20 protein-coding genes and 1 tRNA gene are annotated in these 23,266 nt (G+C 60.0%); 5 read left to right on the top strand and 16 right to left on the bottom strand.

Going from position 1 to position 23,266, the window contains the following annotated elements; all coding sequences use genetic code 11:
- The 4 genes from EDD52_RS22025 to rpsL form a co-directional block, all read right to left on the bottom strand.
- On the bottom strand, positions 1-95 hold a 95-nt coding region (locus EDD52_RS22025), incomplete at its 3' end, for a GTP-binding protein (protein ID WP_131822069.1).
- An 86-nt stretch (positions 96-181) separates the two neighbouring features.
- Positions 182-2,299 carry an elongation factor G gene (gene fusA, locus EDD52_RS22020; protein ID WP_132248777.1) on the bottom strand — a complete coding sequence of 706 codons (2,118 nt, stop codon included), beginning with the start codon at positions 2,297-2,299 and terminating at the stop codon, positions 182-184.
- A 25-nt stretch (positions 2,300-2,324) separates the two neighbouring features.
- Positions 2,325-2,795, bottom strand: coding sequence for a 30S ribosomal protein S7 (gene rpsG / locus EDD52_RS22015; RefSeq protein ID WP_132248776.1), 471 nt, complete (start codon positions 2,793-2,795; stop codon positions 2,325-2,327).
- Between the two features lie 12 nt (positions 2,796-2,807).
- The gene (gene rpsL / locus EDD52_RS22010) at positions 2,808-3,179 is read right to left on the bottom strand and encodes a 30S ribosomal protein S12 (RefSeq protein ID WP_005621086.1); all 372 of its coding nucleotides are present in this window, start codon (positions 3,177-3,179) and stop codon (positions 2,808-2,810) included.
- A gap of 367 nt (positions 3,180-3,546) precedes the next feature.
- Here rpsL and EDD52_RS22005 point away from each other — a divergent pair, with 367 nt between their 5' ends.
- Complete coding sequence (locus EDD52_RS22005) at positions 3,547-4,353, top strand: putative rhamnosyl transferase (protein WP_132248775.1); 807 nt, start codon at positions 3,547-3,549, stop codon at positions 4,351-4,353.
- A 148-nt stretch (positions 4,354-4,501) separates the two neighbouring features.
- Positions 4,502-5,020 carry a redoxin domain-containing protein gene (locus EDD52_RS22000; protein WP_132248774.1) on the top strand — a complete coding sequence of 173 codons (519 nt, stop codon included), beginning with the start codon at positions 4,502-4,504 and terminating at the stop codon, positions 5,018-5,020.
- A gap of 115 nt (positions 5,021-5,135) precedes the next feature.
- On the opposite strand, the gene rpoC is transcribed toward EDD52_RS22000, so the two are convergent.
- The 8 genes from rpoC to secE form a co-directional block, all read right to left on the bottom strand.
- A complete protein-coding gene (rpoC, locus tag EDD52_RS21995) occupies positions 5,136-9,380 on the bottom strand; it encodes a DNA-directed RNA polymerase subunit beta' (protein ID WP_132248773.1) in 4,245 nt (1,414 codons plus the stop codon).
- Between the two features lie 214 nt (positions 9,381-9,594).
- Positions 9,595-13,731, bottom strand: coding sequence for a DNA-directed RNA polymerase subunit beta (rpoB, locus tag EDD52_RS21990; protein ID WP_132248778.1), 4,137 nt, complete (start codon positions 13,729-13,731; stop codon positions 9,595-9,597).
- A gap of 323 nt (positions 13,732-14,054) precedes the next feature.
- Positions 14,055-14,435: a 50S ribosomal protein L7/L12 gene (gene rplL / locus EDD52_RS21985; RefSeq protein WP_132248772.1), complete on the bottom strand. Its 381-nt coding sequence runs from the start codon at positions 14,433-14,435 to the stop codon at positions 14,055-14,057.
- Between the two features lie 73 nt (positions 14,436-14,508).
- Positions 14,509-15,027, bottom strand: coding sequence for a 50S ribosomal protein L10 (gene rplJ, locus EDD52_RS21980; protein WP_132248771.1), 519 nt, complete (start codon positions 15,025-15,027; stop codon positions 14,509-14,511).
- Between the two features lie 451 nt (positions 15,028-15,478).
- The gene (rplA, locus tag EDD52_RS21975) at positions 15,479-16,177 is read right to left on the bottom strand and encodes a 50S ribosomal protein L1 (RefSeq protein WP_132248770.1); all 699 of its coding nucleotides are present in this window, start codon (positions 16,175-16,177) and stop codon (positions 15,479-15,481) included.
- Position 16,178: 1 nt separating this feature from the next.
- Positions 16,179-16,604, bottom strand: a complete 426-nt coding sequence (rplK, locus tag EDD52_RS21970) for a 50S ribosomal protein L11 (protein ID WP_132248769.1) — start codon at positions 16,602-16,604, stop codon at positions 16,179-16,181.
- A 118-nt stretch (positions 16,605-16,722) separates the two neighbouring features.
- A complete protein-coding gene (gene nusG, locus EDD52_RS21965) occupies positions 16,723-17,256 on the bottom strand; it encodes a transcription termination/antitermination protein NusG (RefSeq protein WP_132248768.1) in 534 nt (177 codons plus the stop codon).
- Positions 17,257-17,472: 216 nt separating this feature from the next.
- Positions 17,473-17,670 (bottom strand): preprotein translocase subunit SecE, encoded by a 198-nt coding sequence (secE, locus tag EDD52_RS21960; protein WP_132248767.1) that lies wholly within the window; start codon positions 17,668-17,670, stop codon positions 17,473-17,475.
- 291 nt (positions 17,671-17,961) lie between these two features.
- On the opposite strand from secE, the gene EDD52_RS21955 reads away from it, so the two are divergent.
- Positions 17,962-19,158 carry an AMP-binding protein gene (locus tag EDD52_RS21955; RefSeq protein ID WP_132248766.1) on the top strand — a complete coding sequence of 399 codons (1,197 nt, stop codon included), beginning with the start codon at positions 17,962-17,964 and terminating at the stop codon, positions 19,156-19,158.
- Complete coding sequence (locus EDD52_RS21950) at positions 19,155-20,258, top strand: thiolase family protein (RefSeq protein ID WP_132248765.1); 1,104 nt, start codon at positions 19,155-19,157, stop codon at positions 20,256-20,258. The genes EDD52_RS21955 and EDD52_RS21950 overlap by 4 nt, the downstream gene beginning before the upstream one ends.
- 16 nt (positions 20,259-20,274) lie before the next feature.
- Here the strand turns inward: EDD52_RS21950 and EDD52_RS21945 are convergent, their stop codons facing one another.
- From EDD52_RS21945 to EDD52_RS21930, 4 genes are all read right to left on the bottom strand, one after another.
- Positions 20,275-20,820: a biotin transporter BioY gene (locus EDD52_RS21945; RefSeq protein ID WP_132248764.1), complete on the bottom strand. Its 546-nt coding sequence runs from the start codon at positions 20,818-20,820 to the stop codon at positions 20,275-20,277.
- 28 nt (positions 20,821-20,848) lie between these two features.
- The gene (locus tag EDD52_RS21940) at positions 20,849-21,457 is read right to left on the bottom strand and encodes an energy-coupling factor transporter transmembrane component T family protein (protein WP_132248763.1); all 609 of its coding nucleotides are present in this window, start codon (positions 21,455-21,457) and stop codon (positions 20,849-20,851) included.
- Positions 21,432-22,181 (bottom strand): energy-coupling factor ABC transporter ATP-binding protein, encoded by a 750-nt coding sequence (locus EDD52_RS21935; RefSeq protein ID WP_132248762.1) that lies wholly within the window; start codon positions 22,179-22,181, stop codon positions 21,432-21,434. Before EDD52_RS21935 ends, EDD52_RS21940 begins: the two co-directional genes overlap by 26 nt.
- 119 nt (positions 22,182-22,300) lie before the next feature.
- A tRNA-Trp gene (locus EDD52_RS21930) sits at positions 22,301-22,376 on the bottom strand.
- A gap of 450 nt (positions 22,377-22,826) precedes the next feature.
- Here EDD52_RS21930 and EDD52_RS21925 point away from each other — a divergent pair.
- Positions 22,827-23,054 (top strand): hypothetical protein, encoded by a 228-nt coding sequence (locus tag EDD52_RS21925; RefSeq protein ID WP_132248761.1) that lies wholly within the window; start codon positions 22,827-22,829, stop codon positions 23,052-23,054.
- Positions 23,055-23,266 lie beyond the last annotated feature (212 nt).

The following is a 23,266-nucleotide window of genomic DNA, read 5'->3' as shown; positions in this document are numbered from 1 at the left end:
ATCGCAGCCGTCAGCGTCGTCTTGCCGTGGTCAACATGGCCAATCGTGCCAATGTTGCAATGCGGTTTAGAACGCTCAAACTTTTCCTTTGCCATGGTATTGGCTCCTTTTTCTAACGGATGGTGGGGGTGAACCCCACCCTACAGTGTTGGGTAGGGCGGGGTTCACCCCGCCACCCGGCTTATGCGTATTTCGACTGGATCTCTTCCGAGATGTTCTGCGGAACCGGATCGTAATGATCGAACTGCATCGTGAACTGCGCGCGGCCCGAAGACATGGAACGCAGGGTGTTGATGTAGCCGAACATGTTGGCCAGAGGCACGAAGGCATCGATCGCGATGGCGTTGCCGCGCGGTTCCTGCCCTGTCACCTGACCGCGACGCGATGTCAGGTCGCCGATGACGTTGCCGGTATATTCCTCGGGCGAGATGACCTCGACCTTCATGACCGGCTCGAGCAGTTTCGCACCGGCTTTCCGCATACCTTCGCGCATGCACATGCGTGCTGCGATTTCGAAGGCCAGAACGCTGGAGTCCACGTCGTGGAACTTACCGTCGATCAGCGCAACCTTGAAGTCGATCACGGGGAAGCCAGCCAGCGGGCCGCTATCCATGACAGAGCGGATGCCCTTTTCAACGCCGGGAATGTATTCCTTCGGAACAGCACCACCAACGATGCGGCTCTCGAACGAATAGCCTTCGCCCGGCTCTGTCGGCGAGATGATCATCTTCACTTCGGCGAACTGACCCGAACCACCCGACTGTTTCTTGTGGGTGTAGGTATGCTCGACCTCGTGACCGATGGTCTCGCGGTAAGCCACCTGTGGTGCACCGATATTGGCCTCGACCTTGAATTCACGCTTCAGACGATCAACGAGGATGTCGAGGTGAAGTTCGCCCATGCCCTTCATGATCGTCTGACCCGACTCGATGTCGGTTTCAACGCGGAAGGACGGGTCTTCAGCGGCCAGACGGGCCAGACCCTGGGACATCTTCTCTTGGTCAGCCTTGGTCTTGGGCTCGACGGCGATCTCGATCACGGGATCGGGGAACGTCATCGTTTCCAGAACGACGGGCTCTTTGATGTCGCAAAGCGTGTCACCGGTCGTGGTGTCCTTCAGGCCACCAAGCGCGATGATGTCGCCGGCAAATGCCTCTTCGATCTCTTCACGGTTGTTCGAGTGCATCATCATCATACGACCGACGCGCTCTTTCTTGCCCTTGGTCGAGTTCAGCATCGAATCGCCCTTGGCAAGCTTGCCCGAATAGATCCGGACGAAGGTCAGCGAGCCAACAAACGGGTCGTTCATGATTTTGAACGCAAGACCGGAGAACGCCATGTCATCATCGGCGCGGCGCGGGATGTTACGGGTTTCCGTTTCATCGTCGGGCGCAAAACCCATGTAATCAACCACGTCCAGCGGGCTGGGAAGATAGTCGATAACCGCGTTGAGCAGCGACTGAACGCCCTTGTTCTTGAAGGCAGACCCGCCCAAAACAGGAACGAAATGCATTGCCAGCGTGCCCTTGCGGAGCAGCTTGCGCAGCGTCGGGACGTCAGGCTCTTCGCCTTCAAGATAGGCTTCCATCGCGTCGTCGTCTTCTTCGACGGCGGCCTCGACCATCTTGCCACGCCATTCGTCAGCCATGTCCTTCAGGCTGTCGCGGATCGGAGCCTTGACCCAGGACGCGCCCAGATCGTCGCCCTGCCACAGCCATTCTTCCATGGTCACGAGGTCGAGAAGGCCTTCCAGCTCTGTCTCGGCACCGATCGGAATACCGACGGGAACGGCGCGGGCGCCGGTGCGGTCTTCGATCATGTGAACGCAGTTGAAGAAGTCCGCGCCGATCTTGTCCATCTTGTTGACGAACACGATCCGCGGAACCTTGTAGCGGTCAGCCTGACGCCACACGGTTTCGGTCTGCGGCTCAACACCGGCGTTGGCGTCCAGAACGGCGACGGCGCCGTCGAGAACGGCCAGCGAACGCTCGACTTCAATGGTGAAGTCAACGTGGCCGGGCGTGTCGATGATGTTCAGGCGGTGCTTCGGCGAGTCGGGCTCTGTGCCATTCTCAGTGCGCTCCCAGAACGTCGTGGTGGCAGCAGAGGTGATGGTGATCCCACGCTCCTGCTCCTGCTCCATCCAGTCCATGGTCGCGGCGCCATCGTGCACTTCGCCGATATTGTGCGACTTGCCGGTATAAAACAGGATGCGCTCCGAACAGGTGGTCTTACCTGCGTCGATATGCGCCATGATACCGAAGTTACGGTACCGATCGAGGGGATAATCGCGTGCCATTGGGCTAACGTCCTTCGGAGTTGAATTACCAGCGGTAGTGGCTGAACGCTTTGTTGGCGTCGGCCATCTTGTGGGTGTCTTCGCGCTTCTTAACGGCCGTGCCACGGCTGTTGACGGCATCCAGAAGCTCACCGGCGAGGCGCTCTTCCATGGTGTGTTCGTTGCGGTTGCGGCAGGCAGTGATCAGCCAGCGGATTGCAAGCGCTTCGCGACGCTCGGGGCGCACTTCGACGGGAACCTGGTAGGTGGCACCACCCACACGGCGCGAGCGAACCTCGACCGAGGGTTTGATGTTGTCGAGCGCTTCGTGGAAGATTTCCACCGGCGCGCGCTTCACCTTGTCTTCCACACGCTCAAGGGCGTTGTAGACGATGCGCTCTGCGACCGATTTCTTGCCATCGACCATCAGGTTGTTCATGAATTTTGTCAGAACCCGATCGCCATACTTGGCGTCGGGCAGGACTTCGCGTTTTTCAGCGGCGTGACGACGGGACATCTGTTAATCCTCTTATTTCGGACGCTTCGCGCCGTATTTCGAACGGCGTTGCTTACGATCCTTGACGCCCTGGGTATCCAGAACACCGCGAAGGATGTGGTAACGCACACCAGGAAGGTCTTTTACACGGCCGCCACGGATCAGAACCACAGAGTGTTCCTGAAGGTTGTGGCTTTCACCGGGGATGTAGCTGATGACTTCGAAACCGTTGGTCAGGCGCACCTTGGCAACCTTCCGCATGGCCGAGTTCGGCTTTTTCGGTGTGGTCGTGTAGACACGCGTGCAGACGCCGCGTTTTTGCGGGCATTGCTCAAGGTGCATAGACTTCGAGCGTTTGACTTTCGGCTGCCGCGGCTTGCGGATCAGCTGTTGGATCGTTGGCATTCCGGTTCTTTCCCCGTGTAGCTCACATATGTGGTGCACGCGCGTTGCGTGCGGGTTGACAACAAAAGCGCCCTGCGCGTCCGCAAAGCACCGGGTGCACCACTTGAGGGTGCGACGCAAAAAACCGCATTCGTCCCCGATAACGGGAACGACGCGGGGGTTTCCAGAGGATCGGGGTACAGGACCCGGATCTTGACCGCTTCTAACTTTAAGTGTGACGCAAGAGACAGATATCCCTTCGTCAAGATAGCGGGCGTATATGGGGAGTCGCAGGCCTTGTCAACAGCAGCTGCCCCTTGTGCAGCCGCTTTGGCAATGACAGTCTTTGCTGCAACAAATAATGGCGTTTTACAGTGGAAACCCCAACATGCAAGTGATCGGCCTGTGCCGTTTTTCCTACCCTGCCGAGGGCGGCTTTCAGGTCGAGCATCAAAGCCTGCAAGAGCGGCAGGATTACCTCTACGCCCCTGCGCGCATGGACGAACGGTTCCGCCAGTTCGAGACAATCTGCCTGCCGGGCTTGAAGGCACAGACGGACCCCGATTTCGAATTCCTCGTCCTGATCGGCGACAGCCTGCCTGCGCCTTACCGGGCGCGGCTTGAACGCCTGCTGGACGGGTTCGCGCAAGCGCGAATCGTCGAACGTGCGCCGGGTCCGCATCGGAAAGTCTGCCAGGACGTCATCAACCGCGCGCGGGATCTGAATGCGCCCTGCCTCCAGTTCCGCCATGATGATGACGATGCCGTCGCGGTGGATTATGTCGAGCGGTTGCGAGAAACGGCCGCGAAATGCAGTGGGTTGCTGGACACAAACAGTCTGGTGGCCATCGACTTCAACCGCGGGTTCCTGGCCCGTCCCGTTGCCGAAGGGCTGCGCGCAGAGCGTAACCTCACACCCTTTTACGGCGTGGCGCTCGCTTTGGCGGCGGGGCCCGGTGTAAGGCAGACGATCATGATTTTTTCGCATACCCGTCTGAACCAGTTCATGCCGACCATCAGCCAGACAGACTCTCCCATGTATGTGCGCGGGCATAACGATCACAACGATTCCCGGCAGAAGAAACATGTGAAACCGATCGACCTGCCCCGGCTGGATGAAAAGGGCGAGGCCAGATTCCGCAAGCGGTTCGCCATCGACGCCGATCACGTAAGGCAAGTCTATTCAGGGCTTTGATCGCGTGTCAGGGCGCACCCGAGGCAGATATGACCCCGGCAATGCGCAGGACGGCACTCGCTCGATTTTCTCCGTTCACGACAGGGTTGGTTGCGGTGGATGGCTATCTCCTTCACCATCCGCGATGACTTAACGAAAAGGAAAGATGATGAGTTCACCAAAGCCGCGTGTTGGCGAAAAAATCAGCCCGTTCGCCCTGAGCCTTGCGGATGGTTCGGGCACGGTCACGGTTGGGGAGGAGAAAGATCGCTGGACGATGTTGTTCGTCTATCGCGGTCGGCATTGCCCCCGCTGCAAGAAGTTCCTCAACAAGCTGAACGCCGCTCTTGCCGACTGGACGGACCTTCTGGATGTCGTCGTGGTTTCGGCTGACACGCAAGTAAAGGCGCAGGCCGACAAGAAGGAATTCGGCTGGGATTTCGATCTTTGCTACGGTCTGACGGAAGAGCAGATGCGGGCGCTTGGCCTTTACGTCTCTGACCCCTTGTCAGAAGCGGAAACCACGGAACGGTTCGCCGAACCCGGGGCCTTTGCGCTCCGACCCGATGGAACGCTGATGCTTGTCGATATCTCCAACGGCCCGGCGGCGCGCCCGGATCTGGACGACCTGCTGGACGGGATGCGGTTCAACATCAAGAACGATCGCCCGGTCCGGGGAACCGCCTGACGTCCGCATCCACGCGCGATGGCCCCGCTGCCCCGTGCTGGCACAGAAAAACCCCCGCGCATCGCTGCGCGGGGGTTTCTTTTTCAGTAAACCGTCAGTCTGAAAGCCGAAGCGTTCAGCCCTGGCTTTCGGGCGTGTCGACGATACCGCTGTCGAAGTCACCCCCGATGGCATCCTCTTCGACGACCGGCGCAGCAAGAGCTGCCGCCGCTTCCGCTTCTTCACGGCGCGCCTCGATGACCACGTTGTCACGCGACCGGGCAATCTTGCGCATCTTCTGCGTCGCGCCGCCCGTACCCGCCGGGATCAGACGACCCACAAGGATGTTCTCTTTCAGGCCGATCAAGCGGTCACGCTTGCCCTGAACAGAGGCTTCGGTGAGCACGCGCGTCGTCTCCTGGAAGGAGGCCGCCGACATGAACGAACGTGTCTGCAGCGACGCCTTGGTGATCCCCAGCAGCACAGGCTGACCAGATGCCGGGCGGCCGCCGCGCGAGATCGCCTTCTCGTTGGCCTCGTCCAGCTCGATCTTCTCGACATGCTCGCCTTTCAGAAGCGTGGTATCACCGCTGTCGCTGATCTCCCACTTCTTGAGCATCTGACGCACGATCACTTCGACATGCTTGTCGTTGATCTTCACGCCCTGGAGCCGGTAGACGTCCTGCACCTCATCGATCATGTAATTTGCCAGCGCTTCAACACCCATGATGGCAAGGATGTCATGCGGCGCGGGGTTACCGTCCATGATGTAGTCACCCTTCTGAACGAAGTCACCTTCGGCCACCGGGATGTGCTTGCCTTTCGGCACCATGTATTCGACGGGCGTCAGCGAGTCGTCCGACGGTTCGATCGAGATGCGGCGCTTGTTCTTGTAGTCCTTGCCAAAGCGCACATAGCCATCGATTTCCGCGATGATTGCGTGGTCCTTCGGACGACGTGCCTCAAACAGTTCCGCCACGCGGGGAAGACCCCCGGTGATGTCCTTGGTCTTGGCGCCTTCGCGCGGGATCCGCGCCACAACGTCACCGGCCTTGATGTCCTGTCCGTCTTCGACCGAAAGAATGGCGTCCACCGACATCGGATAGGTGATCGGATTGCCAGCCTCGTTGCGAACCGGCTCTCCGTCGCTGTCGACCAGAATGATCTCGGGCTTCAGTTCATTGCCTTTCGGCGCTGCACGCCAATCGGCCACGATCTTCTGCGTCATGCCGGTTGCTTCGTCGGTATCTTCACGAACAGCCACACCGTTCACGAGGTCCACATGCCGCGCCATACCGTCTTTCTCGGCGATGATCGGCAGCGTGTAGGGATCCCATTCGAACAGCTTGTCGCCGCGCTCGATCTTCTGGCCTTCGGTCACGAACAGTTTGGTGCCGTAGCCCAGCTTGTGGCTGGCGCGTTCCTCACCATGCTCATCCATGATCCGCAACTTCATGTTACGGCCCATGACCAGCGTCTCGCCAACCGAGTTTTCCAGCGTGTTGGCTTGATCAAATGCGATCACACCGGACTGGCTGGCCTCCTGGAAGGACTGCTGACCACCCTGCGCAACACCGCCGATGTGGAAGGTCCGCATCGTCAGCTGCGTGCCGGGTTCACCAATCGACTGCGCCGCAATGATGCCCACGGCCTCGCCGGTGTTCACCATCGTACCGCGCGCCAGATCACGACCGTAGCACATTGCGCAGACGCCCTCTTCCGACTCACAGGTCAGAGGCGAGCGAATACGGGCAGTTGCCAGACCGGACTGGTCGACGGTATCCGCCATGCGTTCGTCGATCAGCTGACCTTCGCGAACCATGACCTCTTCCGTGCCGGGCCGCACAAGATCCTCTGCCGCGACACGGCCCAGGATACGTTCAGCCAGCGAAGACACGACTTCACCGTCATTGACCGCCGCTTCGGCAGTGATCGCGCGTTCCGTGCCGCAATCGCGGTCCCGAACGATGCAATCCTGCGCCACGTCAACCAGACGCCGGGTCAGGTAACCCGAGTTCGCCGTCTTAAGCGCGGTGTCCGACAGACCCTTACGGGCGCCGTGGGTCGAGTTGAAGTATTCAAGAACGGTCAGACCTTCCTTGAAGTTCGAGATGATCGGCGTTTCGATAATGTCGCCATTCGGCTTCGCCATCAGGCCGCGCATCCCGCCCAGCTGCTTCATCTGCGTAACCGAACCACGCGCACCGGAGTGGGCCATCATGTAGACCGAGTTCGGTTCCGATTCAGAGCCGTCGGCATCCGTCTTGGCCGCCGAAATCGTCGACATCATCGCCTCGGTAACCTTGTCGTTACACTTCGACCAGGCATCGACAACCTTGTTGTACTTTTCGCCCTGGGTGATCAGGCCGTCCATATACTGCTGTTCGAAATCCTTCACCTGATCGCGCGTCTCTTCGACGATCGGCCATTTGGATTCCGGGATGACCATGTCGTCCTTGCCAAAGGAAATGCCCGCGCGGAACGCTTCCTTGAAGCCCATGGACATGATCTGATCGCAGAAGATGACAGACTCTTTCTGACCGCAATAACGGTAGACCGTGTCGATGACCTTCTGCACGTCTTTCTTGCGCAGCAGGTTGTTGACCAGATCAAACGGCGCCTTCGCGTTCATCGGCAGCAGCGCGCCCAGACGGACCCGGCCGGGTGTCGTCTCGTAGCGCTTGACGATCTCGTTGCCCTCGTCGTCAATCTGGGTGACGCGGGCCGTGATCTTCGCATGCATATGCACTTCGCCAGAGTTCAGCGCGTGCTCCACCTCTTCGATGGAGGAGAAAGACATGCCCTCGCCTTTCATGCCATCGCGGGCGATGGTCACGTAGTAAAGGCCAAGGATCATATCCTGCGACGGAACGATGATCGGTGCGCCGTTTGCAGGCGACAGAACGTTGTTCGTCGACATCATCAACACGCGTGCTTCCAGCTGCGCTTCGAGCGACAGCGGCACGTGAACAGCCATCTGGTCGCCGTCAAAGTCAGCGTTGAAGGCCGAGCAGACCAGCGGGTGCAGCTGAATGGCCTTGCCTTCGATCAGCATCGGTTCGAATGCCTGAATGCCAAGACGGTGCAATGTCGGTGCGCGGTTCAGCATGACGGGGTGTTCGCGGATAACCTCGTCCAGAATGTCCCAAACCTCGGGGCGCTCTTTCTCGACCAGCTTCTTCGCCTGCTTCACGGTACTGGACAGGCCCTTGGCCTCCAGACGCGAGTAGATGAAGGGCTTGAACAGCTCCAGCGCCATTTTCTTGGGCAAACCACACTGATGCAGTTTCAGCTCCGGACCCGTCACGATGACAGACCGGCCCGAGAAGTCGACGCGCTTGCCCAAAAGGTTCTGACGGAAGCGACCCTGCTTACCCTTCAGCATGTCGGACAGCGACTTCAGCGGGCGCTTGTTGGCACCGGTGATGACGCGACCGCGACGGCCGTTATCGAACAGCGCATCCACAGATTCCTGCAGCATCCGCTTTTCGTTCCGCACGATGATATCGGGCGCACGCAGTTCGATCAGACGCTTCAGACGGTTGTTCCGGTTGATGACGCGGCGATACAGGTCGTTCAGGTCAGACGTCGCGAAACGGCCCCCATCAAGCGGCACCAGCGGGCGCAGTTCTGGCGGGATCACGGGGATGACCGTCATGACCATCCACTCGGGACGGTTGCCGGATTCCAAGAAGGATTCCACGACTTTCAGACGCTTGATGATCTTCTTGGGCTTCAGCTCGCCTGTCGCCTCTTTAAGATCGGCGCGCAGCTGCTCTGCCTCGGATTCCAGATCGATGGCTGCGAGCATTTCACGGATCGCTTCGGCACCAATATTGGCGGTGAACGCATCCATGCCATAGACATCCTGCGCGTCCATGAACTCTTCTTCGGTCAGCATCTGGCCATAGGTCAGATCGGTCAGGCCGGGCTCGATCACCACGTAATTCTCGAAGTAGAGAACGCGTTCCAGATCGCGCAGCGTCATGTCCAGCATGAGGCCGATGCGCGAGGGCAGCGACTTCAGGAACCAGATATGCGCGCAAGGTGCGGCCAGTTCGATATGGCCCATACGCTCGCGGCGGACCTTTTGCAGCGTGACTTCAACACCGCATTTCTCGCAGACAACGCCGCGATACTTCATACGCTTGTACTTGCCGCACAGGCATTCGTAATCCTTGATCGGGCCAAAGATACGCGCGCAGAACAGACCGTCACGTTCGGGCTTGAACGTCCGGTAGTTGATGGTTTCGGGCTTCTTGATCTCGCCGAAGGACCACGAGAGGATCCGCTCGGGCGACGCCAGCGATACCTTGATCTCGTCGAAGGTTTTCACCGGTGCGACGGGGTTGAACGGGTTGTTTGTCAGTTCCTGGTTCATAGCTTTCCCTTTCAGAGGGGATTCAGAAAAAGATGATATCGACCGAGGCAGCGAGGATGAAGATCCCTGCAATGAACCGCTTTGGCCGAAGGTAATTGAAAAAGGTTGGGTCGCTTTCGGGAGCCTTCTGGACTGCGCCGATCATCAACCAGATGCCGACAATCGAGCCAAACGCTCCCACCCAGATGGGACGCTCCCCAACCAAGATCAAAGGTTACTCATCTTCCTCCGTATCCAGGAGTTCCATGTTAAGGCCCAGACCGCGGACCTCTTTGACGAGAACGTTGAAGGATTCCGGAACGCCGGCCTCGAAGTTGTCTTCGCCTTTGACGATCGACTCGTAGACCTTGGTCCGGCCTGCCACGTCATCCGATTTCACCGTCAGCATTTCCTGCAGGGTGTAGGCGGCGCCGTAAGCTTCCAGAGCCCAGACTTCCATCTCCCCGAAGCGCTGACCACCGAACTGGGCCTTACCACCCAGCGGCTGCTGGGTAACGAGGCTGTACGGGCCGGTAGAGCGCGCGTGGATCTTGTCATCCACAAGGTGATGCAGCTTCAGCAGATACTTGACGCCGACAGTGACGGGGCGGCTGAACTGCTCGCCCGTCCGTCCATCGAACAGGATCGACTGACCGGACGTGTCAAAGCCTGCGCGCCTCAGCGAGTCGTTGACGTCGGCCTCTTTCGCACCATCGAAGACAGGTGTTGCGATCGGAACGCCGCGTGTCACGTTGCCTGCAGCTTCCAGAAGCTGGTTCTCGTCCATGCCGGTGATGCCCTCTTCGTAGACATCGTCGCCATAGGCAATCCGCATCGCTTCACGCACCGGGGTCAGATCGCCAGACCGGCGATATTCACCAAGCGCATCGTCGATCTTGATGCCAAGGCTGCGCGCAGCCCAACCCATATGGGTTTCAAGGATCTGACCAACGTTCATACGCGACGGAACACCCAGCGGGTTCAGACAGAAATCGACCGGGGTGCCATCGGCGAGGAACGGCATGTCCTCCATCGGCACCACTTTCGAAATCACACCCTTGTTGCCGTGACGGCCGGCCATCTTGTCGCCCGGCTGCAGCTTGCGCTTCACCGCCACGAACACCTTGACCATTTTCATGACACCCGGGGGCAGATCATCGCCACGGCGGACCTTTTCGACCTTGTCCTCGAAACGGGCATCAAGGGCACGTTTCTGCACCTCATACTGCTCGTTCAGGGCTTCGACGATCTTGGCGTCATCTTCGTCTTCCAGCGCCAACTGCCACCACTGACCGCGGCTGAGCATGCCCAGCACTTCTTCGGTGATCTGCGAGTTGGAGGCGACGCCCTTGGGACCTTTGACAGCGATCTTGCCAAGGATCATGTCCTTGAGACGCGCGTAGATGTTGCGGTCCAGGATCGCAAGTTCGTCGTCACGGTCACGGCTCAGGCGTTCAATCTCTTCACGCTCGATCTGAAGCGCACGTTCGTCCTTTTCCACACCGTGGCGGTTGAACACGCGGACCTCGACAACCGTACCGAAATCGCCCGGCTTCACGCGCAGCGAGGTGTCACGAACGTCCGAAGCCTTTTCACCAAAGATGGCGCGCAGAAGCTTTTCTTCCGGCGTCATCGGGCTTTCGCCCTTGGGGGTGATCTTGCCCACAAGAATGTCGCCCGGCTCTACGTCGGCGCCGATATAGACGATGCCCGCCTCGTCAAGGTTGCGCAGGGCTTCCTCGCCGACGTTCGGGATATCGCGGGTGATTTCTTCCGGTCCAAGCTTCGTGTCGCGGGCGGCGACTTCGAATTCCTCGATATGCACGCTCGTGAACACGTCATCGCGGGCGATGCGCTCAGAGATCAGGATCGAGTCTTCGTAGTTGTAACCATTCCACGGCATGAAGGCGACGACGACGTTTTTACCAAGCGCCAGTTCCCCCATATCGGTGGACGGGCCGTCGGCAATCACTTCGCCCTTCTCGACCAGATCGCCCACTTTCACCAGCGGACGCTGGTTGATGCATGTGTTCTGGTTGGACCGCTGGAACTTGCGCATCCGGTAGATATCGACCCCGGCATCGCCAAGTTCGAGATCACTGGTGGCACGCACAACGATCCGCATCGCGTCAACCTGGTCAATCACGCCTGCCCGCTTGGCCATGATGGCCGCGCCGGAGTCGCGCGCAACGACACCTTCGATCCCGGTGCCCACGAGGGGCGCTTCGGAGCGCAGGGTCGGAACCGCCTGACGTTGCATGTTCGAGCCCATCAGAGCGCGGTTGGCGTCGTCGTTTTCAAGGAACGGGATCAGCGAGGCCGCAACGGATACCAGCTGTTTCGGGCTGACGTCGATCAGGTCCACATTCTCGTTCGGCGACAAGGTGTAGTCACCGGATTTCCGGGTCGACACCAGATCGTTTACGAAACGCATGTTCTCGTCGAGATTGGCGTTTGCCTGTGCCACGGTGTGACGCATTTCCTCGGTCGCGGACATGTAGTGCACTTCATCCGTAACGATGGAGTCCTTCACGACGCGGTAAGGCGTTTCGATGAAGCCATACTTGTTCACGCGGGCAAAGGTGGCCAGCGAGTTGATCAGACCAATGTTCGGACCTTCAGGCGTTTCAATCGGGCACATCCGGCCATAGTGGGTCGGGTGAACGTCGCGCACCTCAAAGCCGGCACGCTCACGCGTCAGACCGCCCGGTCCAAGCGCCGAAAGGCGACGCTTGTGCGTCACTTCGGACAGCGGGTTGGTCTGGTCCATGAACTGCGACAGCTGCGAAGAGCCGAAGAATTCACGCACAGCCGCGGCTGCGGGTTTCGCGTTGATCAGATCCTGCGGCATGACCGTGTCGATCTCGACCGAGGACATACGTTCCTTGATCGCGCGCTCCATCCGCAAAAGGCCGACGCGATACTGGTTTTCCATCAGTTCGCCAACAGACCGGACCCGGCGGTTGCCGAGGTGGTCGATGTCGTCGATGTCGCCCTTGCCGTCGCGCAATTCGACCAGCGCCTTGATGCAGGCCACGATGTCTTCGCGATCCAGCGTGCGCTGGGTGTCAGGCTTGTCGAGAGCCAGACGCATGTTCATCTTGACGCGGCCCACAGCGGAGAGGTCGTAGCGCTCGCCGTCGAAGAACAGCGTTTCGAACAGCGCCGAAGCAGCCTCGACGGTCGGCGGCTCACCCGGACGCATGACACGGTAAATGTCCATGAGCGCGGTTTCGCGGTTCATGTTCTTGTCCTGCGCCATGGTGTTGCGCATGTACGGACCGACATTGACGTTGTCGATGTCAAGAACAGGGATCTCGGTAATGCCCGCGTCGACCAGCTCTTTCAGCGTGCCGCCGGTCACTTCGCCGTTCTTGTCGAATTCGTAGGTCAGCTCATCGCCAGCCTCGACATAGATCGCGCCGTTTTCCTCGTTGATGATGTCACGGGCGACAAACTTGCCGACGATCTGCTCGAACGGAACCAGCAGGTCGCTGACAGAGCCTTCGTCGATCAGCTTCTTGACGGCGCGCGGAGTGACCTTCTTGCCAGCTTCGGCGATCACGTCACCGGTGGCCGCATCGACGAGGTCATATGTGGGACGGGTGCCACGCACACGCTCGGGGAAGAACCTGGTTACCCAGCCACGGCCCTTCTCAAGCTTGTAATCGACGGTCGAATAATACGCCGTCATGATGTCTTCCTGCCCCAGACCCAGAGCATAAAGCAGGGTGGTCACAGGCAGTTTGCGGCGACGGTCGATCCGCGCAAAAACGATGTCCTTGGCGTCGAATTCGAAGTCGAGCCAGGAGCCACGGTAGGGAATGATCCGGCAAGCGAACAGCAACTTGCCCGACGAATGCGTCTTGCCCTTGTCGTGGTCAAAGAACACGCCCGGCGAACGATGCATCTGGGACACGATCACACGCTCGGTGCCGTTAACCACGAACGTACCATTCGGTGTCATCAGGGGCATGTCGCCCATGAACACGTCCTGTTCCTTGATGTCCTTGACCGATTTGGCCCCGGTATCTTCATCGATATCAAACACGATCAGGCGCAGTGTCACCTTCAGCGGCGCGGCATAGGTCATGTCGCGCTGCTGGCATTCCTCGACGTCGTATTTGGGCTTCTCCAACTCGTAGTTGACGAATTCCAGCACGGCGGTTTCGTTGAAATCCTTGATCGGGAAGACCGACTGGAAAACGCCTTTCAGCCCCTCGCCGTCCATCGGCTGGAGCTGGTCACCGGATTTCAGGAAAAGATCGTACGAGGATTTCTGAACCTCGATCAGGTTCGGCATCTCCAGAACTTCACGGATTTTGCCGTAATATTTGCGAAGACGTTTCTGGCCAAGAAAGCTTTGCGCCATGACAGGTGTCACCTTTCAGTTTCTCACCGGGTGTGCGCGCTGTCGGGCTACAGCGACACGCCCCTACGAGACGACAAAAGTTCCGATCAATTCCCGGCCTCCGTCCCACCGAAGGCCTCCCGATCTTTGGAACCTTGCCTGAGAAAACCCCCTGTCCCGGACCTGATCCGGGACCTTGCGGGGCCTTTCCAAGACAAGTTCGGCTGGGCCCGGAATTCTCCCGGACCCAGCCAGTTTTTTGTTCGGTCAGGACACTGAACGCGGATTCTCGTCGAAAATCCTGATCCACCCTCCCCTGCGGGATTGGGCGTGTCCCAGCCGGATTACTTGAGCTCGACTTCGGCGCCAGCTGCTTCCAGCTTGCCTTTGATCTCTTCGGCTTCGTCCTTGGAAACCTGCTCTTTGACAGCCTTGCCGCCAGCTTCGACCAGCTCTTTGGCTTCTTTCAGGCCCAGGCCGGTGATCGCGCGGACTTCCTTGATCACGTTGATCTTGGAGGCGCCTGCCGATTTCAGGATGACGTCGAATTCGGTCTGCTCTTCAGCAGACGCACCGCCGGCATCGCCTGCGGGACCGGCCATCATGACAGCGCCGCCAGCTGCGGGCTCGATGCCGTACTCGTCCTTCAGGATGGTTTTCAGTTCTTGTGCTTCGAGAAGCGTCAGACCAACGATCTCTTCTGCCAGTTTTTTCAGATCAGCCATTTTAGACTCTTTCCGTATCTAGATGTGTTCCAACGCCGGGATGTTCAACCCCACGCAGGTCTCATGGGTTGCCTCAAGCAGCCTCGGCCTTTTCTTCGATGGTCGAGAGAATGCTTGCGATATTCGAAGCAGGGGCGCCAATTGCACCGGCAATGTTCGAAGCAGGAGCGCCGATGCAGCCAACGATCGAAGCAATAAGCTCCTCACGCGACGGCATTTTCGACACGGCTTCAACACCAGCCCGGTCCAGAGCGTTTTCACCCATCGCACCGCCAAGGATCTCGAGTTTCGAGTTTGTCTTGGCGAAGTCCTCAACCACCTTGGCAGCAGCCACGGGGTCTTCGGAATAGGTAAGAACGGTCATGCCCGTCAGGAAATCTGCGATACTTGCGCAGGGCTTGCCTTCAAGGGCGATCTTGGCGAGCCTGTTCTTGGCGACACGTACAGATCCACCCGCTTCGCGTGCACGCGCGCGCAGATCCTGCATCTCGGCAACCGTGAGGCCTTCGTAGTGGGAGACCACAACGACGCCAGAGCTTTCGAAGATCTGGCCGAGTTCCTCGACCAATTTCTCTTTCTGGGCTCTATCCACAGTTTCACTCCAATTTTCGGAAGGCAGTGACCCTCCGGCTCGTTAAACCGGACCTTTCAAGGGTCCGGCATCGGGTCCGTACGGGTCGTTCCCAATCACGCCCGAGGCTAACCCCGGAGAGAGAATTGTTCGGTTCCCGTCTCAGGCAGGATTTATGACTTTCGTCACCCACCGTCTTGGACGAATCATCAGGCCACCCGATATAAAGCGGGCGGCCCGACGGACGGGGTGATAGCCAAAGCTTGAGGAGAAGGAAAGGCCTTGCTGCAAAAAACTTTCACCGACAGGTCAGATCACCATCACAACACTGCGAGCGCGCCTTCCGGTTCGTGTTCCTGGCCTTTGTGCTTCTTGGAGGATCCGCTTAGCCCGGTCTCAAACCTGAAGCGGCAAAATAACGCAAAAAGGCGGACCCGGGGGCCCGCCTTTCTGCAATCAAATTGGAGCCGTGTTACTCAGCGTTGGCCGAGTCCACTGCAACCGAAACGCCCGGACCCATCGTGGTGCTCAGCGAGACCTTCTTCATATAGGTGCCTTTGGCGCCTGCAGGGCGGGCCTTGGACACGGCGCTGACGAAGGCGCGGATGTTCTCGACCAGCTTGGCCTCATCGAACGATGCTTTGCCAACACCGGCATGCACAACGCCGCCCTTTTCAGCGCGGAACTGAACCTGACCGCCCTTGGCGTCCTGAACGGCCTGCGCCACATCCATCGTCACCGTGCCAACCTTGGGGTTCGGCATCAGGTTACGCGGACCCAGCACTTTCCCCAGACGACCGACGATCGGCATCATGTCAGGTGTCGCGATGCAGCGATCGAATTCGATCGTGCCGCCCTGAACGGTTTCCATCAGGTCTTCGGCGCCAACGATATCTGCACCGGCGGCCTGAGCTTCTTCGGCCTTGGCGCCGCGTGCAAAGACTGCAACGCGCATGGTCTTGCCGGTGCCGTTGGGCAGGCCGATCACGCCGCGGACCATCTGGTCAGCGTGGCGCGTGTCAACGCCCAGGTTCATCGCGATCTCGACGGTCTCGTCGAATTTCGCGTTGGCATTCGCCTTGATCAGCGAAACGGCCTCTTCGACAGAGACGTTCTCTTTGCCGGCAATGGCTTCGCGAGCGGCGCGGGTGCGTTTTCCAAGTTTCGCCATCTTACTTCACCTCGATGCCCATGGAGCGGGCGGAGCCCAGGATGATCTGCATAGCGCCTTCGATCGAGGTGGCGTTCAGATCTTTCATCTTCGCTTCGGCGATTTCTTTCACCTGGGCGACGGTCACGTGACCTGCAACTGCGCGACCGGGCGTGTTGGCGCCGGATTTCAGCTTGGCAGCCTTCTTGAGGTAATAAGACGCAGGCGGCGTCTTGATTTCCATCGTGAAGGACTTGTCCTGGTAATAGGTGATGATGGTCGGGCAAGGCGCGCCTTGCTCCATTTCCTGCGTCTTGGCGTTGAACGCCTTGCAGAATTCCATGATGTTGATCCCGCGCTGACCCAGTGCGGGGCCGACGGGCGGCGACGGGTTTGCCTGCCCGGCAGGGACTTGCAGCTTCAGGCTGCCTACGAGCTTCTTGGCCATGTGGCCTCTCCTTTATCAAGCGATGGGGCTTGCCCATCCTGCAATGGAACGAAAGTTCCGTTTTGCCGTGGTTGGGGTCGGTCGGCCATTGGCCGCCTCGCCTCCCACGTCTCGAACATCACACCTGCTTTGACACCTGCGTGAATTCCAGCTCGACCGGGGTTTCCCGGCCAAAAATAGATACGGAAACCTTGAGGCGCTGATTGTCCTCGTCGACTTCCTCGATCATGCCGTCGAAATCCTCGAACGGGCCGTCGTTGACCTTGACCTTTTCGCCGATCTCGAAATGGATCAGCGTGCGCGGGGCATCCTCGCCCTCTTGCACGCGGCCCAAGATGGCCTGAACCTCGGCATCGCGCATCGGCATCGGGCGGCCTTGCGGGCCCAGAAACCCGGTGACGCGGTTGATGGAGTTGATCAGGTGATACCCTTGATCCGACATCTCCATCCGCACGAGGACATAGCCCGGCATGAAGCGGCGTTCCGTCGTGACTTTCTTGCCGCGGCGAACCTCGATCACTTCTTCGGTCGGAACAAGAACCTCTTCGATCTGGTCCTGGAGCTCCTGCTCCTCAACCGCCGTCCGGATCTGTTCGGCGATCTTCTTCTCGAAGTTCGAGAGCACGCTCACCGAGTACCACCGTTTCGCCATCTGGTCACAAACCCTTGTTCTGCACCGATCCGGGGACCGGGTGTTGTTCTGTTTACTGGCAGGCCGATCTCAACGGGACAGCCGCCGCTTTTCCGAAACAAAATCGGCGCGCAACACGAATCGCCGCACGCCTTTCGGATGATTGTTGTGCGCAATACCCGCGATGGGCGGCGAGTTCAAGCCTGCGGCAGGGCGATCCTGTTCGGAAAGCCCCGGTTAGCCGAACATTCCCAGCAGCATCTGAAGACCACCGCGGATAAGAATATCGACGATGGCAAAGAAGATAGCCGTCAGCGTCGCCATGATGAACACCATCACCGTTGTCAGCAACACCTCGCGGCGCGTGGGCCAAACCACCTTGGCCACTTCGGAGCGGACCTGCTGAATAAACTGGAGCGGGTTGGTCATAGCCATGGCTGTTCTTCTTTCATTGCGGACGAACGGCACATACTTGGCACGAACGGCGATTTCAAGGCCCGGTGATAGGCTGAGCGCTCGTGAATGGCAAAACGGTGCGGCGGCAAGGCTCGGCTTGTGCCCTCGGCCCTCCCCCCGTAAAACCATTCTGGTTGCGCGAGGCATGCAGCAGGCCGCGCCACATGCATCACAGGCCGAAGAAATTTGCACAGGTGCCGATTGACCCCACCCCTGCCTCAGATATCGGACAGACAAAACTTTTTCCGACATCCGGGAAGCAGCCTGTATGTGGATGGCTACCGGGTATCCCCTGCAAAAGCGCCGCCCGAAGGCCGCGTTGCCCTGATCGCGGCCCACCCCGTTGACGCCAGCGCCGCGCAGCTGATGGCGGCAATCGATGCGGGGCGCGAATTTTGCATCCACACGGGCCGTTCCCCGGATGCCGGACCGGATGGCGGGGCGTTTGTGCAATGCGAAACTTCGGGGTCGAGCGGTCAGCCCAAGCGCATACGTCGCAGCCATGCCTCCTGGATTCGCTCATTCGAGCTGGACCGTGGTCTGTGGAACACGGCGCAAGGCGATCACGTTGCTGTCTTCGGTCCGTTAAGCCATTCCCTGGCTCTATATGGTGCGGTGTGCGCGATGCATATCGGGGCCGATCTGTCGGTGATTGCCGCTCCCCGGCCGGATGTCAGGCTACGCCAGATGGATGCGGCGGCACCGACGCGTCTCTTCACCACGCCCACGCAGTTGCGCCAGCTTGCCACGGCGCTTGATGGGGTAACGCCCATATCCGCGCTGCGACACGTTCTTGTGGGCGGCGGTTTTCTTGACGGTGCCGCAAGGGAGTCCGCGCAAGCCCTGTTTCCAAACGCCGCGATCCACGGTTTTTACGGCGCAAGCGAGACAAGCTTCATCACGTTTTCGGACGCGGGCACGCCCCCCCTGTCCGTCGGTCGCCCATATCCCGGCGTCACCTTACGTATAAGGGACGGCAACGGAAATGATCTGCCAAGCGACGAGGTGGGCGAAATCTGGGTGCGCAGCCCTTTTCTGTTTGAGGGTTACGCTTTGGGCAACAGTAAAGAGACGCGCTGGCAGGACGGGTTTCTCACTGTCGGAGAGCTGGGCTGGCGGGACGCGGAAGGGTTTCTTTATCATGCGGGGCGGCGCAATCGCATGTTTACCGTCTCCGACCGCAATGTCTTTCCCGAAGCGATGGAACGTATTCTGCTGGATCAACCCGGCGTCGCGCATGCGGCTGTTCTGCCTGTGCCCGATCCGCGTCGCGGGTCGGTCCCGGTCTGTTTTCTGTCCGGACCCAGCAGCCTGCTGGATCCCGGGGCCATTCTGCGAGCGTGCCGTCAGAGGCTTGGCGCAGAGATCGCACCGCGTCGCGCAACGCTGCTGGAGGACTGGCCCACGCTACCCAGCGGCAAGACCGACCTCGCCGCGCTGGAGCGTCTGTTGCAGGGGGCGTCATGACGCGCGCAGTGATCGTCGCCGCGCGCCGCAGTGCCGTCGCCCCAAGAGGAGGTGCGCTGTCCCATCTCGACCTGCACGCACTGGCCAAACCCGTCATTGCGGCCTGCCTGTCCGATATCGGCCAAACGCCCGAAGCTGTGGACGAATTGATCATGGGAAACGCGCTCGGCGCTGGCGGCAACCCGGCGCGGGTCGCGGCCCTTGCGGCGGGGCTGCCGATGCGTGTCGCCGGGCTTAGCATCGACCGGCAGTGCTGCTCTGGCCTTGATGCGATCCGGCTGGCACAGGCCATGATCCTGTCCGGTCAGGCCGAAACCATCATCGCAGGTGGCGCGGAGAGCTATTCTCGCCGCCCGGTCCGACTGACTGCCGCAAGGGCGGGCATCCCGCCGCGGGAATATGACCAGCCGCCCTTTACGCCTTGGCCGGATCGCGACCCTGACATGGCTGAAGCTGCCGATGCGCTGGCCCGCCACCTGTCCATATCACGCGCGGCACAGGATGGCTGGACCGTTGCGAGCCATGCCAAAGCGCTCGCCGCGCGAGCAGAGCTTGCCACTGAAATTGTCGGGACCGAGGCCGACAGCTACACGCGAAAGATGACGGAAAGGCTTTGCGCGCGGGCCCCTGTTATCGTGGGCAGCATCAGCCGGGCAAATACCGCCGCCGCCGCCGATGCGGCCGCCTTCTGCGTCATCACTTCCGAGACACGTGCGCGCCATCTGGGCCTGCCATATGTCGCCATACTGGGCGGCGCAGTCGCGGGCGGGGATCCCATGCTCCCCGGCCTTGCCCCTGTTGCCGCGATCAAGGACAGCCTGAACTTGCTGGGGCTGGCACCATCGCAGCTGAGCGCATCGGAAATCATGGAAGCCTTCGCCGTGCAGGCCATCGCATGTGTCGAACAGGCCGGGCTTGATCCCGCGACCGTCAACCGCAAGGGCGGCGCGCTGGCGCGGGGCCACTCGATCGGCGCATCCGGCGCGATTCTGGCCGTGAGGCTCTTTCACGATCTGCGCGCCGATGGCGGGCTGGGTCTGGCGGCAATTGCGGCCGCTGGCGGAATCGGGACCGCTTTGGTTCTGGGCGCCGGGGACTGACCCCGACGCCGTTGTCTCAGGCCCGCGAAAGGACGCTTGCGGGTCGCGCGCGTGCCAAAGCAGAGGTGACGAAACCGGCGAGGGCCGCCTTGATCAGGTCACCCGGGATGAAGGGTGTTGCCAGCATTGCAGCCTCGCCCAGCGATTTGTCCAGCGTCACGGCCATGCCAACGATCCCGAAAGCATAAAGAACCACGATGCCCCCGACAAAGGCCCCGAGGATGGCCGCCGGAAGAAGCGGCAGCCCCTTGGCACGCTCCACAATCAGACCGGTGACAAACGCAGCGACAGGCCAGCCGACAAGGAACCCGACGGTTGGCGAGACGAACAAGCCCAACCCACCGCGCCCACCCGCAAGAAGCGGCAGCCCAAGTGCCACCAGCAGCAAGAACAGCAGCGTCGCGAGCGCGCCGCGGCGTGCACCCAGAACGGTCCCGCACAGCATCACGCCAAGGCTTTGCGCCGTGATGGGCACACCAAAACCCAGCGATATTTTCGGGATCAGCCCCAGCACGGCGATCAACGCGGCGAACAGGGCGATAAGGACGGTATTGCGTTCCAAGAGATGTTCCTTTGGTAGAAAACCCGTTTCAGGGGTCACTATCGAAGCCGCCCCGGGCGCGCAAGGCTTCGGCCACCTGCTCTGCGTCGTCTATCGCGGTGACGGTGATCGGCATGACAAGCCGCCAGCCGGGACGTCGCGCACTTCTCGCGCGCCACGAATCGACCAGGGTTCCCGCCTTGCCGAAAAGGACAGGCGTGAACCGCACGACAAGCGCCATCGCATAGCCGATCGGGGCGGTGCGGATGCCCAGCTTTTCAAGCGGCGACAAAATCCACAGCACAAGCTCCACCAGATCATCCAGCCGGGTGGTCATGGTCACGAGGTTGGCAAGCCCGACAGCGGCGACCAGACGCAACGCCACGGCCAGACCTGTCAGCGGGTCGCCCGCCACGACATGCCAGACCAGCACGATCGCCACGAAGAACCAGAGCGGGCGGAGGAACCGGACCCCCTCAACCAGAAACTGCCATCCGCCGACAAGATAAGCCAGCGCGACCCCCGCAACCGCCAGACTTAGCAGGGCCGGGCTATCGATCAGGTAGAGCGCGAACACGCCCACCGAAACCGCCGCCAGCTTGGCCGAGGCCCGCCAGCGGTGATAGATCGTCTCAGTCGAGGATGTCAGGGCCAGCATCCTGCGCCTCCGCCATTGCTGCCTCGTATCGCATAAGGACAGGTTCCGCCGGGCCGTTTTCCATCACGGCGCCCTTCTCCATCCAGATCACCCTGTCATATGCCGACAATGCGGCCGGATCATGGGTGATTTGCAGCACCGAAGGCGCCACCTGCGCAAGATAGCGGTGCATCTGGCGCATGGTCGGGATGTCCAGCCCGGTAAAGGGTTCGTCCAGAATGATCAGCGCAGGCTCCATCGCCAGCACGGCCATCAGACAAACCAGATGTCTTTGTCCCTGAGACAGCGTGGCGACGGCGCGTCCCTGCCAGTGGCTCTTGCCGAACCGCGCCAGCATCTGCTGCGCGCCCTCTTCCGCCACCTGCTTGGTTTGGCCGATCTGACGCAGCCCGAAGGCCAGTTCTTCGTCAACCGTCGGAAAGATGATCTGATGATCGGGGTTCTGGAAAAGGATTCCAACGGTCCGGATGGCTGCACGGCGGTCGCGCGCGACATCAACGCCGTTTATCAGAACCCTGCCGCTATCTGGCCGGATCAACCCGGCAAGGAGCCGCGCAAGCGTGGTCTTTCCCGAACCATTGCGCCCGACGAGGCCGATTCTGGCATCGCTCACCTCCAGCGAGGTGTCATGGATCAGCACACGACCATCGCGGCTGAAGGAAACCCCCTCCAGAGTGATGCGGGCCGCCGGGACGGTTGTCGATGCTGTCTGGGCAATCTGCATTGCGCGGCGCCTGAGCTTGGATCGGGTCGCGCTTTCCTAGTCGCAAGCGCGTGCGACTGCAATGTGGGCCCGGCAGCAAACCCGGCGCAGGGCAACATTCAGAGATCTGGTCTGAAAAATGGCAGGGGCAGAGGGGCTCGAACCCACGACCTACGGTTTTGGAGACCGTCGCTCTACCAACTGAGCTATACCCCTAAGGCCGAGATGGGGCGTATTCCAAGCCAAGGGCGAAATCAAGTGGTCTTGCCCACAAATCTGCATCTGTCGGCCTCTTCTGCGTCACGCCGGGGTCGCGCAGGGTCACGCGGCCGCGCTTTGCTGAAACAAAGCCCATGTAATTTTACATACACAAGATCGTGCGCAACAGCGACACAGCCCCGATTGTTACACCCTCTTAACGTGTATTTCCGTCGCGGGATCAGCCAAAAAACCAAGCATGTTTGACGCGCACATATACTGTGCAGAACTGCACGCATGACCGCGATAAACGCCCGTTTTTCAAGAACAAATCGCTGTGAACAGCTGCGACTGTTTCGTGATTTCACTTTGGCGGCCCACACCCCCAATTACAGCTCATCGCCAACGAAGACTGGCGAAACACATTCCCGGGCTGATTGAGCCCACACACTTAAGAAAGGACACGTCATGAACCGTTTCATCGCTATCGCCGCCGTCGCAGCAGCAACTCTGGCAGGTGCCGCAAACGCCGCAACCAGCACCGACCTTCACGAGATCAAATCCTACGCTCCCTCCGTAGACGTCTCGACACTCGACGATGCAACCGTCAACGCAGCCGTTCAGGCCATCCACGGCTCCGGCTCCGAGAGCGAAAAGACATCGACCGTTCGCGCAATCCTGCTGAACGCAAACTGATCAACCTGAATTCCGAACATAGAAAAGGACACGTCATGAACCGTTTCATCGCTATCGCCGCCGTCGCAGCAGCAACTCTGGCAGGTGCCGCAAACGCCGCAACCAGCACCGACCTTCACGAGATCAAATCCTACGCTCCCTCCGTAGACGTCTCGACACTCGACGATGCAACCGTCAACGCAGCCGTTCAGGCCATCCACGGCTCCGGCTCC

The organism is Primorskyibacter sedentarius (genome assembly GCF_004342065.1).
Lineage (GTDB): Bacteria > Pseudomonadota > Alphaproteobacteria > Rhodobacterales > Rhodobacteraceae > Primorskyibacter > Primorskyibacter sedentarius.
The sequence above is the reverse complement of the archived record's forward strand: the minus strand, read 5'-3'. Positions and strand labels throughout refer to the sequence as shown.